Origin of the sequence: Pseudoclavibacter sp. VKM Ac-2867 (genome assembly GCF_015351275.1) — a bacterium.
In the GTDB taxonomy this organism is placed as follows: Bacteria; Actinomycetota; Actinomycetes; order Actinomycetales; family Microbacteriaceae; genus Pseudoclavibacter.
This window is the reverse complement of the sequence record NZ_JADKSL010000015.1, coordinates 68,856-82,041: the sequence shown is the minus strand read 5'-3', so window position 1 is coordinate 82,041 and position 13,186 is coordinate 68,856. Positions and strand designations below refer to the sequence as shown.

12 protein-coding genes are annotated in these 13,186 nt (G+C 67.9%); 9 read left to right on the top strand and 3 right to left on the bottom strand.

The window, feature by feature from the left end; genetic code table 11:
• Positions 1–249: 249 nt before the first annotated feature.
• From ITJ67_RS14485 to ITJ67_RS14455, 7 genes are all read left to right on the top strand, one after another.
• Positions 250–1,323 (top strand): alkene reductase, encoded by a 1,074-nt coding sequence (locus ITJ67_RS14485; RefSeq protein ID WP_160070706.1) that lies wholly within the window; start codon positions 250–252, stop codon positions 1,321–1,323.
• 418 nt (positions 1,324–1,741) lie between these two features.
• Positions 1,742–2,773: a LacI family DNA-binding transcriptional regulator gene (locus ITJ67_RS14480; protein ID WP_160070705.1), complete on the top strand. Its 1,032-nt coding sequence runs from the start codon at positions 1,742–1,744 to the stop codon at positions 2,771–2,773.
• Positions 2,774–2,910: 137 nt separating this feature from the next.
• Positions 2,911–3,792: an ABC transporter permease gene (locus tag ITJ67_RS14475; protein ID WP_160070704.1), complete on the top strand. Its 882-nt coding sequence runs from the start codon at positions 2,911–2,913 to the stop codon at positions 3,790–3,792.
• A 122-nt stretch (positions 3,793–3,914) separates the two neighbouring features.
• Positions 3,915–4,787: a carbohydrate ABC transporter permease gene (locus ITJ67_RS14470; RefSeq protein ID WP_228502947.1), complete on the top strand. Its 873-nt coding sequence runs from the start codon at positions 3,915–3,917 to the stop codon at positions 4,785–4,787.
• 46 nt (positions 4,788–4,833) lie between these two features.
• Positions 4,834–6,447 (top strand): ABC transporter substrate-binding protein, encoded by a 1,614-nt coding sequence (locus ITJ67_RS14465; RefSeq protein ID WP_160070703.1) that lies wholly within the window; start codon positions 4,834–4,836, stop codon positions 6,445–6,447.
• A gap of 161 nt (positions 6,448–6,608) precedes the next feature.
• Positions 6,609–7,994, top strand: a complete 1,386-nt coding sequence (locus ITJ67_RS14460) for a glycoside hydrolase family 32 protein (protein WP_160070702.1) — start codon at positions 6,609–6,611, stop codon at positions 7,992–7,994.
• A 180-nt stretch (positions 7,995–8,174) separates the two neighbouring features.
• Positions 8,175–8,780, top strand: coding sequence for an HD domain-containing protein (locus ITJ67_RS14455; RefSeq protein WP_194678097.1), 606 nt, complete (start codon positions 8,175–8,177; stop codon positions 8,778–8,780).
• 85 nt (positions 8,781–8,865) lie between these two features.
• On the opposite strand, the gene ITJ67_RS14450 is transcribed toward ITJ67_RS14455, so the two are convergent.
• Genes ITJ67_RS14450 through ITJ67_RS14440 form a run of 3 tightly spaced genes read right to left on the bottom strand, consistent with a single transcriptional unit; the run spans position 8,866 to position 11,023 of the window.
• Positions 8,866–10,167 (bottom strand): ABC transporter permease, encoded by a 1,302-nt coding sequence (locus ITJ67_RS14450; RefSeq protein ID WP_194678096.1) that lies wholly within the window; start codon positions 10,165–10,167, stop codon positions 8,866–8,868.
• The gene (locus ITJ67_RS14445) at positions 10,164–10,862 is read right to left on the bottom strand and encodes an ABC transporter ATP-binding protein (RefSeq protein ID WP_160070699.1); all 699 of its coding nucleotides are present in this window, start codon (positions 10,860–10,862) and stop codon (positions 10,164–10,166) included. Before ITJ67_RS14445 ends, ITJ67_RS14450 begins: the two co-directional genes overlap by 4 nt.
• A gap of 8 nt (positions 10,863–10,870) precedes the next feature.
• On the bottom strand, positions 10,871–11,023 hold the full coding sequence (locus ITJ67_RS14440; RefSeq protein ID WP_194678095.1) for a hypothetical protein: 153 nt from the start codon (positions 11,021–11,023) through the stop codon (positions 10,871–10,873).
• Between ITJ67_RS14440 and ITJ67_RS14435 the strand changes: the two genes are divergently transcribed.
• Both ITJ67_RS14435 and ITJ67_RS14430 read left to right on the top strand, forming a co-directional pair.
• Positions 11,022–12,299, top strand: coding sequence for a sensor histidine kinase (locus ITJ67_RS14435; protein ID WP_228502945.1), 1,278 nt, complete (start codon positions 11,022–11,024; stop codon positions 12,297–12,299). The two genes, ITJ67_RS14440 and ITJ67_RS14435, sit on opposite strands and share 2 nt — an antisense overlap.
• Entirely contained in the window at positions 12,296–12,967 is a 672-nt protein-coding gene (locus tag ITJ67_RS14430; RefSeq protein WP_194678094.1) for a response regulator transcription factor, read from the top strand. The genes ITJ67_RS14435 and ITJ67_RS14430 overlap by 4 nt, the downstream gene beginning before the upstream one ends.
• The last annotated feature ends 219 nt before the right edge of the window (positions 12,968–13,186 follow it).

Here is a 13,186-nt window from a genome sequence, read left to right as displayed (position 1 = left end):
ATGAGCGCTGGCAAACGCAGGAACAGGAACCACCCTCGTCGAACCCGGAGTGGGTGCCGAAGCGAGTGGTGCCGCAGCAAAGGGGCGGCGAAGCAATGGGTGCCTGAGCAATGGGTGCCTGAGAAATCTCTGCCGGAACAGGTGCAGCCTGAGCGCGCAACACGCCCGCACGGAATGCGAACGAGCGGGCCGCTGTTCGACCTGTGGGGCCGCGCACGAGCGGGTCCCGCGATCCGAAAGGCAGTCCAAGTGGACCTCTTCTCCCCCCTGACTCTCGGCGACATCGAGCTCGCCAACCGTGTCGTCATGGCGCCGCTGACCCGCACCCGCGCAGATGCAGCAGGCGTGCCGGGCGAGCTCGTCGCGGAGCACTACGCGCAGCGCGCGAGCCTTGGCCTGATCATCACCGAGGGCACCTACCCGAGCGCCGAGTCGCGCGCCTACCCGGGCCAGCCCGGCATCGTCACCCCCGAGCAGGTCGAAGGCTGGCGTCGCGTCGCCGAGGCCGTACACGCCCGCGGCGGGCGCATCGTGATGCAGCTCATGAACGGCGGACGCGTCTCGCACACGGAGATCACGGGCACCGACCGGATCGTCGCTCCGAGCGCCATCGCGATCGATGGCGAGGTGCGCACCCCGAACGGCAAGCTCCCCTACCCGGTTCCGCACGAACTCACGACGGCTGAGCTCGCCGAGGTCCGCGAGGAGTTCGTGGATGCTGCAAGGCGCGCCATCGAGGCAGGCCTCGACGGCGTCGAGATCCACGGCGCGAACGGCTACCTCCTGCACGAGTTCCTCTCGCCCGTATCGAACCAGCGCACCGACGAGTACGGCGGCTCGCCCGCGGCGCGCGCCCGCTTCGTCGTCGAGGTTACGGCGGCCGTCGCGGAGGCGATCGGCGCGGGACGCGTCGGCGTGCGCCTGTCACCCGCCCACAACATCCAGGACGTCGTCGAGACGGACGAAGCCGACGTGCGCGCAACCTACGACGCCGTGGCGGATGGCCTCGCCCCGCTCGGCCTCGCATACCTGAGCGTGCTGCACGCCGACCCGGAAGGCGCGCTGGTGCAGGACCTGCGGGCCCGCTTCGGCGGCGCATTCATCGCAAACAGCGGTTTCAGCAGCGTCACGACCCGCGAGGAGGCCCTCAACCTCGTCGGCCAGGGCAACGCGGATGCGGTGGCCGTCGGCCGCCTCGCGATCGCGAACCCCGACCTCGTCGAGCGCTGGCAGGGCGACCACCCGGAGAACGAGCCGAACCCGGCGACCTTCTACGGCGAAGGGGCGGTCGGCTACACCGACTACCCGCGACTCTCCGCGTAGACCGGGCAGACCGCGCAGCCCGGCACAGGACAGCGCAGCCTGCGCAGCCTGCGCAGACCGCACTGTCCTGCCAACTACCGCGGCCCGTGCCGCCCAGCTAAATCGTGCAGACAGCAGACAGCAGACCGCGCAGTCCTGCCGACTCGCGAGGCCCGCGCCGCTCTGCCCGACGCACGCCAGCTCACGTACGGCAGCACGGCAGCACGCCAGCACGCGCACGCCAGCACGCCAGCACGCGCGCGACGCCACGGCAGCACGGCAGCACGCGCGCGACGCCACCCGGATGATCCACGGTGGCGTCGTGCGCGGCGCGACCGGGCACCGATGTCGTGGGTCGCCGCCCCACACCGCCATTGCGGATCTCCGCCCTCGTGCTAGCATGCGTTATACGATTAACTGATCCACAAGGAGGTGGGCAATGGCGAGACGCCCCAAGACGACGACGATGTCACAGGTGGCAGAGCACGCCGGTGTATCGCAGGCCACGGTGTCGCTGGTCCTCAACAACGTCGCGGGATCCCGCGTCGCCGAAGCCACCAAGGAGCGCGTTCTGGAAGCGGTCCGCGAGCTCGACTACCGGACGAACGCCTTCGCGAAGACCCTGCGGAGCGGCGAGTCCGAGATGATCGGCTTCATCTCCGACGAAGTCGCCAGCTCCCCCTTCGCCGGCGGGCTCCTGAAAGGCGCACAGCGCCTCGCCTGGGAGAACGGCAACGTGATCCTGACCGTCGACACCTACAACGACGCTGGACTCGAGCAGGCCGCCGTCGAGATGATGCAGTCCTACCGAGTGCGCGGCGTCGTCTACGCCTCGATGTACCACCGAGTCCTCGATGTCCCCGAGGCGCTCAGCGGGGTACCCACCGTCGTCGTCAACGCACAGGACCGCGCCGGCCTCGTGCCGAGCGTGTTCCCCGACGAGGAAATGGGCGGCTACGCGGCGACGCGCCAGCTCCTCGACGCAGGCCACACGAAGCTGGCGATGATCAACATCCAGCCCCAGATCAGCGACCTGCCGGCCGGCATCGGACGCCTCGCCGGGTTCCGGCGCGCGCTCACTGAAGCTGGCCTCTCACCGAGGCCCGAGTGGATCCTCCCCGGCACCGGAATCGTCGAGGATGGCCTGCGACTCACGAAGGAGCTCATGGCGGGCGACGACCGACCGACGGCGATCTTCTGTGGCAACGACCGAACCGCCTGGGGCGCCTACCGGGCACTCGAGGCCCTCGGCCTCAGCGTTCCAGACGACTGCTCCATCATCGGCTTCGACAACCACGAGATGCTCGCGCCGCACCTCGACCCCGGCCTGACCACGGTCGCCCTCCCCTACGAGCAGATGGCGCGGACCGCCATCGACCTGCTCCTCGACCCGACACCCTCCCCGTCCCTTCACATCCCACTCGAGTGCACCGTCGTGACTCGCGGGTCGGTAGCAAAGGCCAAGGCATGACCACGAAGATCACCCTCCCGGAACGCAAACCACGACAGCCCCGGCGGTCCCGACAGTCAGAACAGTTCCGACACCCAGAGCAGCCCCGACAGCCGCGCCGCCCGCGACGAAACTTCAGAACTGAAGTCCGCCGCGCCATGCGGAGCTGGCAGTTATACGTATTACTGCTTCCCGCGCTCGCCTCGGTCCTGGTCTTCAAGTACTGGCCCATGTACGGGGCACAGATCGCCTTCCGCAACTACAACCCGGCAGACGGATTCGCCGGGAGCCCCTGGGTAGGGCTGGAGCACTTCGAACGCTTCGTCACCTCGTTCCAGTTCGAGCGACTCATCGCGAACACCCTGACGCTGAACGCACTCGGGCTGCTCATCGCGTTCCCCGTGCCGATCATCCTGGCGCTCATCGTCAATCAGCTGCAGAGCGAGCGCTTCAAGAAGTTCACGCAGACCGTCCTCTACTCGCCGTCATTCATCTCGGTGGTGGTCGTCGTCGGCATGATCTACCTGCTCTTCTCGCCGAGATCCGGAATCGTCAACAACGCCATCACGGTGTTCGGCGGCGACCCCATCTTCTTCATGGGTTCAGCGGAGTGGTTCAGGCCCCTCTACATCGGCTCGGACATCTGGCAGAACGCGGGATTCTCGATGATCGTCTACCTCGCCGCCCTGACCGCCATCGACCCGTCGCTCCACGAAGCGGCGCGCGTCGACGGGGCCAACAAGTGGCAGCGGATCCGGCACATCGACATCCCCGGGATCCTCCCCGTCATCACGATCCTCTTCATCCTCGCGATCGGGAACCTCTTCAACCTCGGCTTCGAGAAGGTCCTCCTCATGCAGACCGACCTCAACCTGCCGACCTCCGAGGTCATCCAGACCTACGTGTACCAAGCCGGCCTCAAGCAGGCCCAGTTCAGCTACTCGGCCGCCATCGGCCTCTTCAACTCCCTCATCAACATGGTGCTGCTCCTGACCTTCAACTGGGTCGCGAAGCGTGCAGGCCAGTCGACTCTCTGGTGATGAACATGACCTCAACGGCCTCACGCCCCCAATCCGATGCACCCGCGCCGCTCGACCACGGCGCGCGACCCCGGGTGGCTCCCCACCCTGTGCCGCGCCGACGGGACCCCTGGCGCAAGCGCATGGCAGACCCGATCTTCAACACCTTCGCGGTTGGGACCCTGCTGCTCGCCATCGCCGCCGTCCTGTACCCGCTGTACTTCATCGTGATCGCCTCCGTCAGCGAACCCGCCGAGATCCTCAACGGCAACGTCTGGCTGTGGCCCCAGGGGTTCACCCTCGAGGGCTACGCGAGGATCTTCGCGGATGCGGCCATCTGGCAGGGCTTCGGGAACTCCGTGCTCTACACGAGCGTCGGCACCCTCATCAGCGTCGTGTCGATCCTCTGCGGGGCCTACGCGCTCTCGCGGAAGGACCTGTACGGACGCAAGGTCCTCATGCTCGTCTTCATTCTCACGATGTTCATCGACGGCGGCCTCATCGCCCGCTACCTCGTCGTGCGCGACCTCGGCATGCTGGATACGATCTGGGCCGTCGTGCTCCCCGGCGCGGTCGGCGTCTGGAACCTCATCATCGCGAGGGCCTTCTTCGAGAACAACGTCCCGAGCGAGCTCCGGGAAGCCGCTCAGATCGATGGGGCGAACGACTTCCGCTTCTTCTTCCAGATCGTGCTCCCGCTCTCGAAGCCCCTCATCTTCCTCATGATCATGATCCACCTGGTCGCGAACTGGAACGCATTCTTCGACGCCCTCATCTACCTCGACGACGAGAGCAAGTACCCACTCCAGCTTGTCCTCAGAAACGTGCTCATCCAGTCGGAGGTCAACTCCGCAGGAGGCACGGGCGCAGTCGATTCCTACGCCGCCGCTCAACGCCTGGGCGAGCTCATGAAGTACGGAATGATCGTCATCTCCAGCCTGCCGCTGCTCATCGTCCTGCCCTTCATGCAGAAGCACTTCACCAAGGGCGCCCTTCTCGGCGCCGTCAAGAGCTGAACAGCTCCTCATCCCACCATCGCTCGACTAGAAAGACAGAACGAACATGAAACAGCGACGTTTCGCGACCTCGATCGCCCTCGTGACCGTAAGTGGCCTCCTGCTGACCGGATGCACAGGCGGCAGCGGCGGCGGCGAGCTCACCGACCTCTCCTCCGACTACGGATTCAACGCCGAAGGGCTGCCCATCGTCACCGAGCCCCTGAGCCTCACGTTCGGCGGCACCAAGTCGGCGCTCGCCCCCGACTACGCCTCCATGGAACTCGTCCAGCAGTGGGCAGAGGACACCAACATCACGATCGACTGGCGCAACCTGCCCGAGCAGGTCTACGCCGAGAAGAAGAACCTCATGCTGGCCGGAGACGAGCTCCCCGACGTGCTCTTCAACTCGGGCCTGAGCGACTCCGAGATCGTCCAGAACGGGTCGAACGGCACCCTCATCCCGCTCGAGGACCTCATCGCAGCGCACGCGCCCACCCTGTCCGGCATCCTCGACGCTCGACCCGACATCAGGGCCGCGCTCACCGCATCCGACGGGCACATCTACACGCTCCCCTCCGTCGAGGAGCTCGGGATCCTCCAGTACCCCAACTTCCTCTACATCAACAAGCAGTGGCTCGACACCCTGGGCATCCCCATGCCGACCACGATCGACGAATACCAGGCTGCGCTTGAGGCGTTCAAGACACGCGACCCGAACGGCAACGGCAAGGCCGACGAGATCCCACTCTCGTTCCGCACCGACTCCTTCGCCGCCAACCCCTCCGACCTCATCACCGCCCTCGGCGGCCAGCCGGAGAACAACGACCACCGCATCGTCCGCGACGGGACCGTGGAGTTCACCGCCAACACCAGCGAGTACCGTGCTGGCGTCGAAGCGCTTGGCGAGTGGTATGCAGACGGACTCATCGACCCCGAATCGTTCTCGCAAGATGACGTCGCCTACCTGTCCAAGGGCAAGGCAGAGACGCCGATCCTCGGATCCTTCTTCTGGTGGGAGCTCGAAGAGATGGTCGGCGAGGACAAGAGTGGAGACTACGAGCTGGTCGGCGTCCTCGAGGGCGCGAACGGCGAGCGCCTCGCGAGCGTCTCCAACAATCAGGAGATCAACCGCGGCGCCATGGCGCTCACGCGCGCCAACCAGTACCCGTCCGCGACCATCCGCTGGGCTGATCGCCTCTTCGACCCGGTCATGTCGGCCCAGACCAGCTGGGGACCCATCGGCGTGACGCTGGAAGAGGACGCAGCTGGCCTCCTCGTGCAGATCCCCGCCCCAGAGGGAGAGTCCGAAGGCGAACGACGCCAGAAGGTCGCCCCGGGCGGCCCCAAGATCACGACAGCCGAGGACTTCGAATCGGTCGTCGCGCCTGAGCCCCGCGCGAAGCTGCGCCAGGACCTCGTGAACGAGAACTACGCGCCGTACGCCGCCAACGAGGCGTACCCACCAGTGCTGCTGTCGAACGAGGAGCTCGACCAGACCGCCTTCGCGCTCACCGACATCAACAGCCTCGTGAAGGAGAAGTTCGCGAGCTGGGTCGTGAACGGGAACATCGACGCCGAATGGGAGAGCTACACGTCTCAGCTCGAGGGCCTCGGCGTCGCAGAGGTCACCGACATCTACCAGCAGGCCTACGACCGGTTCCAGCAAGGCGGCGAGTAGCCGAAGGGCGGCGGGACCCTCCCGGTCCCGCCGCCCGCGCGCCCACCCCGTCCGACGAGCAGAACCGCCCCGCACGAGCTGCCATCAGCAGAGATCAGCTGCGTGAGCGCACGTGCAAGAGATAGCCCGTGAGCGCTCACCTTCAAGAACGGAACGCATCCATGACCATGACTCCCCCGACGACCACGGCCGTGACGCCGCTGCGACCAACCGCTCACTTCACGTCCCAAAAGTCCTGGCTGAACGACCCGAACGGGCTCGTCTACCACCAGGGCGTCTACCACCTGTTCTTCCAGACGAACCCGTTCGGCAGCACCTGGGGCAACATCTCCTGGGGGCACGCCACGTCCACCGACCTCGTGTCCTGGACCGAGCAGCCGGTCGCGATCCCCGCAACCGACGAGGAGATGGCGTTCTCGGGAAGCGCCGTCGTCGATACCCGCAACACGGCCGGCTTCGCGAGCGACGGCGAGACGGCCCTCGTCGCCATCTACACGAGCGCACGCCCACCCGTGGGAGAGAAGCCCGGCCTGCAGGCACAGTCGCTCGCCTTCAGCACCGATGACGGCGCCACCTGGACGCGGTACGCGGGGAACCCGGTCCTCGACATCGGCTCGTCCGAGTTCCGAGACCCGAAGGTCTTCTGGCACGGCGGCGACGACGGCAACTGGGTCATGGTGGTCGTGGATGCGATCGCCAGGAAGGTGCTCTTCTACACCTCGAAGAACCTCATCGACTGGACGTTCGCGTCGGACTTCGGGCCCGCGCACGCGACGAGTGGCGTCTGGGAATGCCCCGACCTCTTCCCGCTCCGCGTCGAGGAGACCGGGGAGACGCGGTGGGTGCTGATCGTGAGCATGAACCCCGGAGCGCGGGCCGGCGGGTCCGGCACGCAGTACTTCGTCGGCGACTTCGACGGCACCACCTTCGTCGCCGAGCGCCTGACCGCCTCCGACGATCTTGAGGAGTACGACTGGCTCGACCACGGGCGGGACTACTACGCGGCCGTTTCCTTCGACAACGCCCCGGACAACCGCCGCCTCATGATCGGCTGGGCGAGCAACTGGGACTACGCCAACGAGACGCCGACCTCGCCGTGGCGCTCCGCGATGTCGCTCGTCCGAGAGATGAGGCTCGTCCGCTGCGCCGACGGCCGCCACCGGCTGGGCCAGGTTCCGGTCATCGGGGAAGGCCACGCGGGCATGACCATCTCGGAGCACAGGATCGCCATCGAGCCGGGCAGTCGGTCCACGATCGTGCTCGACAGCGACGGGGCTACCGACGAGCAGGTGCTGGTCCACTTCGATCGCGACGCGGACTCCGCCAGCCTCACCGTCGAGCGCGGGAGCAGCGGCATCGTGGACTTCCATCCCCGGTTCGCGGCCCCCAACCGAGTGCCGATCGGCGCGCACATCGCGTCACCCATCGACGTCAGGATCGTGGTGGACGCGACCGTCATCGAGATCTTCCTCGCCGACGGCACGCAGACGGTGACGGAGCAGATCTTCCCCAGCGTTCCGCTGGGCCGCGCGCGAACACAGGAGTGAGCCACGCCCGAACGCTGGAGTGAGCCACGACTGAGCATAGGAGTGCGCCGGGCAGGAGCGCACTGCACAGGAATGCGCCGGGCAGGAAGGCGCCAGGTAGGAACAGAGCAGCGGCACACGCCTCAGGCCGAGTGAGGCTGTTGGCGAACGCGAACCGCACGCCGCGTGGGACAGTTGGCCATGCGCATCGCCGACTTCCCCGTCCCTGATTCCGCCGCCGCCCGAGGCGCGCTCGAGCTGGCCCTCCAGTACCAGACGGCGTCGCTCACCGCCCACGCCGTCCGCTCGTGGCTGTGGGCGGAGGGCATCGCCGCGGTCGAGGGTCGAGCTGGTGTCGACCACGAGCTGCTCTACGTCGCAGCTCTCCTCCACGACATCGGGACGACGACGGAGTACGACAACCACACGGTCTCCTACGAGCACGCGGGTGGGCACGTCGCCGTCGCCCTGACGGCCGGTGCGGGCTGGGCCGCGGAGCGTCGAGCGCGGGTCCTCGACGTCATCGTGCGCCACAACTGGACGAGCGTCGACCCACAACTGGACCTCGAGGGGTACCTGCTCGAACGCGCAACCGGCCTCGACATCACCGGGAGCAGGCCGGATGCGCTGCCGGAGGGATTCCTGCGGGAGGTCCTGGCAGCGCATCCGCGAGGCACGCTCGCCGCCGAGTTCGGTGCGTGCGTGACCGACCAGGCAGCGCGGAAGCCGACGACCTCCGCCCGCAGGCTCGTCGACGGCGGGCTCCTCCAGAAGCTCGACACGAACCCGCTCGAGCAGCTCGGGTAGGCGCTGAGCTCCCGCAGGTCGAGCAGATCCGCTGGTTTCGAGCATCTCCGCCGGGACCCAGCCCCGTTCCGGTTCCATGCCACCGTCACTCGTAGCGCAGCGACTCCACCGGGTCCGCTCGTGCGGCTCGAGCCGCGGGCAGCGTCCCCGCCAGGAACGCGATGACCATGACGACGACGATGACCACGCCGATCGAGACCGGATCGAACGCGATGAGCGTGAGCCCCGGCAGGTCCGCCAGCAGCGTCGTCGCGAGCGACGCACTGATGACCGTGCCCGCGACGACGGCGACGACCGCACCGATCGCGCTCCCCAGCAAGCCGATGAACGCCGCCTCGATGCTGAACAGCGTGAACACGCGGCCGCTGCCCATCCCCATGGCCTTCATCAACCCGATCTCGCGAGTTCGCTCCTGCACGGACATCAGCAGCGTGTTGACGATGCCGAAGCTCGCAGCGAGGAGGGCGATCACCGCGAAGGCGTTCAGCACGAGCACGATCCCGTCGATCACCGTCTTGATCGTGCCGAGCTGATCGGCGACGGTGCTCCCGGTGTAGCCGGCATCCGAGAGCCGCTGCTTGAGGAGATCGATGTCGTCGCTGCTCGCATCCGGGCTGAACCAGACCGTGGCCTGTGCGTACCGCTCCACCTGGTCCGCAGGGATCCCGATGTTCTGTGTGGCGTAGAGCTGGTCCGTGAGCGCGTCGTTCGGCACGAGCGCTGCCCCCGTCGGCGAGGCGATGCTCTCCTCGGCGACGCCGACGACAACCGCCTGGGTCTCGTGGGTGCCGCGGAGCGCATCCGTGCTGCCGATGGTCACGGTCCGGCCGAGCGCCGCATCCGCGTCGGCGAAGCCGAGCGGCTCGACGTACGAGGTCGGCAGTAGCACCTGCAGCTCGCCGCTCGCGTCGTCGGGATCGGAGCCGGCCTGCAGCTGGACGGTCTGGCCCTCCACGAGACTTCCCGCCCCCACCGCGAACCTGGTGCCGGCACCGGCCTGCACGAAGTCAACCGAGAGCGTCTTCGTGGCCTGCACGTCGTCGACGCCCTCGATGCCCGCGAGCGACTCCAGGTCGGCAGGCAGGAGCGCGGTGACGGTCGACCCTGGAGGGCCGGCGCTCGCCACAGCGTCCGGGTTGTACTCGAGCGGGCCGGACTCGCCGCTGCCGAAGCCCGTCGCGTCGCTCGTCTTCGTCACCGTCAAGGTGTCTGCCGCCCCCACCCCGTTGACGGTGTCGTCGATGTAGGCGTTGATGCCCGTGCCGAGCCCATTCGTGAGCGTCAGCGTGAACGCTCCCACGAAGATCGCCAGGATCGTGAGCAGCAGGCGCGTCTTCGAGCGGAACGTGTTCGAGACGGCGGTGCCGACGAGGTCCAGGGTTCTCATGCCGCCACCTGCGCAGAGTCTTCGACGATCAGGCCATCGCGGATGAGGATGCGGCGATCGCAGCGCGCCGCGAGGTCCTCATCGTGGGTGACGACGATCAAGGTGATGCCGTTCTCTCGGTTCAGGCGGAAGAGGATGTCCTCGACGACTCCGCCGGTGCCGGTGTCGAGATTGCCCGTCGGCTCATCCGCGAAGATGATCCTCGGATTGTTGACGAGCGCACGCGCGATCACGGTCCGCTGCTTCTGGCCGCCAGACAGGTTGAGGGCCTTGCTCCTCGCCTTGTCATCGAGCTCGAGCTGCTCGAGCGCCGCCAGCCCGCGATTTCGTCGCTCGCCGCGCGGAACGCCGGCGATCTTCATGGGGAGCACCACGTTCTCGAGCACGGAGACGTTCGGGGTGAGGAAGAACTGCTGGAACACGAAGCCGAACGTCTTGTTCCTGGTTCGGTTGAGCTTCTTCCCCCGCAGCGTTCGAGTGTCGGTGCCCTCCAACTCCACGGTGCCCGAGGTCGGCACGTCCAGGAGCGCGAGCACGTGCATGAGGGTCGACTTCCCTGAACCGCTCTTGCCGACGATGGCGAGGCTCTCCCCCTCGCGGATGTCGAAGCTCACGCCCTTCAGGGCTTCGAAGCGGTTCTGCCCCCGACCGTACGACCGACGGACGTCGCGGACAGAGATGATCGGTGCTGGCATGCTGCCTCCTAGCTGGTGCCGAGGTCTCGACCCTCTGATGCTCGCTGCTCCCCGAGCGCCGCGCGTCCCCCGACCGCGGTCACCGAGTACTGCGGATGCGGTACAGCCGTGCTCTCGACGGGGGACGCGCGAGCGAGATCCGGCGGGCACACTTGGTCCATGCAGGAATCCCGCAGCACCGCGACCGGCCAGGCCAGGCCGCACTCGCCGATGGCAGGCCGCGCCAGGACGCTCCCCCGAGCACCATCCTGGGTCGTCGACGTGCTCGCTGCGCTCTTCATCGTCGGCGTCGCCGTCATGCCGTTCGGCGGGGATGAGTTTCGACCGAGCACACCGTTCGCGTTCGCGATGGTCCTGGCTCCGGCAGCCCTCCTGCCGTTCCGCCGCCGCTACCCGGTCGCCGTGCTCGTCGCGACGCTCGTGATCTACGGAGCCACCGCCCTGACCGGGACTCTCGCGCCCGGCGTCGTCCTGGCCGCAGCGATGGCGATGTTCAGCGTCGCGACGCAGTCGACCCGCCGCAGGGCAGCCCTCACCGCGGCCCTCGCCGTCCTCGGCGTCGCCCTGCTCAGTCTGTTCGCAGCGCTCGGAAGCGTCTTCGATCCGCGAGCGATCCAGTTCGCCGTCACCATCGCCTTCGCCGCGGCTGCCGGAGACGCGACCCGCTCCCGGCGCGAGTACATCGTCGCGATCACGGAGCGAGCCGAACGCGCCGAGCAGACCCGCGAATCGGAGGCACGCCGTCGTGTCACCGAGGAGAGGCTCCGCATCGCGCGCGACCTGCACGACGCCGTCGCCCACCAGATCGCCGTCATCAGCCTCAACGCCGGGGTCGCCTCGAGCACCCTCCGGACCCGCCCCGAGCGAGCCGAGGATGCGCTCCTCACCATCCGAGGGGCTGCACGCTCAGTGCTCGCCGAGATCGGCGACCTGCTCACCGTGCTCCGCGCCGACGACACAGGCGACGCATCCGCCACCCCGCAGCCTGGACTCGAACGGCTCGACGCCCTCGTCGAGTCGTTCAATGAAGCGGGACTCCACGTCAACGTGCGAGCTGAGGGCGAGCTGCAGCAGGTCACGGGCGCGACGAGCCTCGTCGCGTACCGCGTCATCCAGGAATCGCTGACGAACGCACACAAGCACGGCGCCGAGAACCGCGCGCACGTCCTGCTTGCCCTCACGGAGACGGAGCTGCGCGTCATCGTCACGAACCCCGTCTCGGGCCCAGTCGGGCCGGCGGACTCGCCCCTTGCCACGGACGAGTCGGACGCCCGCCCGTCGGGCGGGCTTGGGCTCCTCGGCCTCCGCGAGCGGGTCGCCTCGGTGCGCGGCACCGTCACGACGGGCACAGCCGCAGGCGGCTACCGTGTGGCTGTGACCCTCCCCCGGCAGGACCGCCCGCACCTCGGCGCGGCCACCCACGGAGACCCCCGATGACCCGCATGCTCGTCGTCGACGACCAGGCCCTCATCCGGCAGGCCGTCTCCGACATCCTGGGCCAGGAGCCCGGCATCGACGTCGTCGGCGAGGCACGAAACGGCAGGGAGGCCGTGGCTCTCGTCGCCACGCTGCGACCCGACGTCGTGCTGATGGACATCCGGATGCCGGAGCTCGACGGGATCGAGGCGACCGCCGCTATCTGCGGCGATCCGCGGAACACCGAGGTGCGCGTGCTCATCCTGACCACCTTCGAAGAGGACGAGTACCTGCTGGCCGCCCTTCGCGCCGGGGCGAGCGGATTCATCGGGAAGGGTGCCGAACCCGACGACATCGTCCGAGCCGTCCGCGCGGTCCACGCCGGCGACGCGCTGCTCTCTCCGGCCGCGACCCGCAGCCTCATCACGAGATACGTGCTCCGCTCGCAGCCAACAGGGCCCTCCATCGTGCCGCAGCAGCTCGAGCAGCTGACGGATCGCGAACGCGAGGTGCTGCTCCTCGTCGCTCGCGGACACGCCAACGCCGAGATCGCCGAGCTGCTCTTCATCTCGCCGCACACCGCGAAGACGCACGTGAACCGCATCATGGCGAAGGTCGACGCCCATGACCGGGCGCAGCTCGTGATCATCGCCTACGAGAGCGGGCTCCTATCGCCCGGAGGGCACTGAGACTCGTCTGGAGAGCTCAGCGACTCACCCGGAGCGCAGCCACTCGTCCGGAGAGCACAGCGACTCACCCGGAGAGCGCCGAGCAGAGGCGGGTAGAGAGACGGGGCGGATGCCAGCGCCGGGCGGGAGTCACAGCGCATCAGCGGAGGAAGCATCACACGCAGACGCCCCGCCGGAACCGAGTGGTTCAGGCGGGGCGTGTGACGTGCGTGCGGCAAC

Bases quoted from the DNA above. Each gene is read 5' to 3' on its own strand.
- ITJ67_RS14480 (WP_160070705.1), top strand. From the start codon at position 1,742: ATGGCGAGACGCCCCAAGACGACGACGATGTCACAGGTGGCAGAGCAC.
- ITJ67_RS14475 (WP_160070704.1), top strand. From the start codon at position 2,911: ATGCGGAGCTGGCAGTTATACGTATTACTGCTTCCCGCGCTCGCCTCG.
- ITJ67_RS14470 (WP_228502947.1), top strand. From the start codon at position 3,915: ATGGCAGACCCGATCTTCAACACCTTCGCGGTTGGGACCCTGCTGCTC.
- ITJ67_RS14465 (WP_160070703.1), top strand. From the start codon at position 4,834: ATGAAACAGCGACGTTTCGCGACCTCGATCGCCCTCGTGACCGTAAGT.
- ITJ67_RS14460 (WP_160070702.1), top strand. From the start codon at position 6,609: ATGACCATGACTCCCCCGACGACCACGGCCGTGACGCCGCTGCGACCA.
- ITJ67_RS14455 (WP_194678097.1), top strand. From the start codon at position 8,175: ATGCGCATCGCCGACTTCCCCGTCCCTGATTCCGCCGCCGCCCGAGGC.
- ITJ67_RS14450 (WP_194678096.1), bottom strand. From the start codon at position 10,167: ATGAGAACCCTGGACCTCGTCGGCACCGCCGTCTCGAACACGTTCCGC.
- ITJ67_RS14445 (WP_160070699.1), bottom strand. From the start codon at position 10,862: ATGCCAGCACCGATCATCTCTGTCCGCGACGTCCGTCGGTCGTACGGT.
- ITJ67_RS14435 (WP_228502945.1), top strand. From the start codon at position 11,022: ATGCAGGAATCCCGCAGCACCGCGACCGGCCAGGCCAGGCCGCACTCG.
- ITJ67_RS14440 (WP_194678095.1), bottom strand. From the start codon at position 11,023: ATGGACCAAGTGTGCCCGCCGGATCTCGCTCGCGCGTCCCCCGTCGAG.
- ITJ67_RS14430 (WP_194678094.1), top strand. From the start codon at position 12,296: ATGACCCGCATGCTCGTCGTCGACGACCAGGCCCTCATCCGGCAGGCC.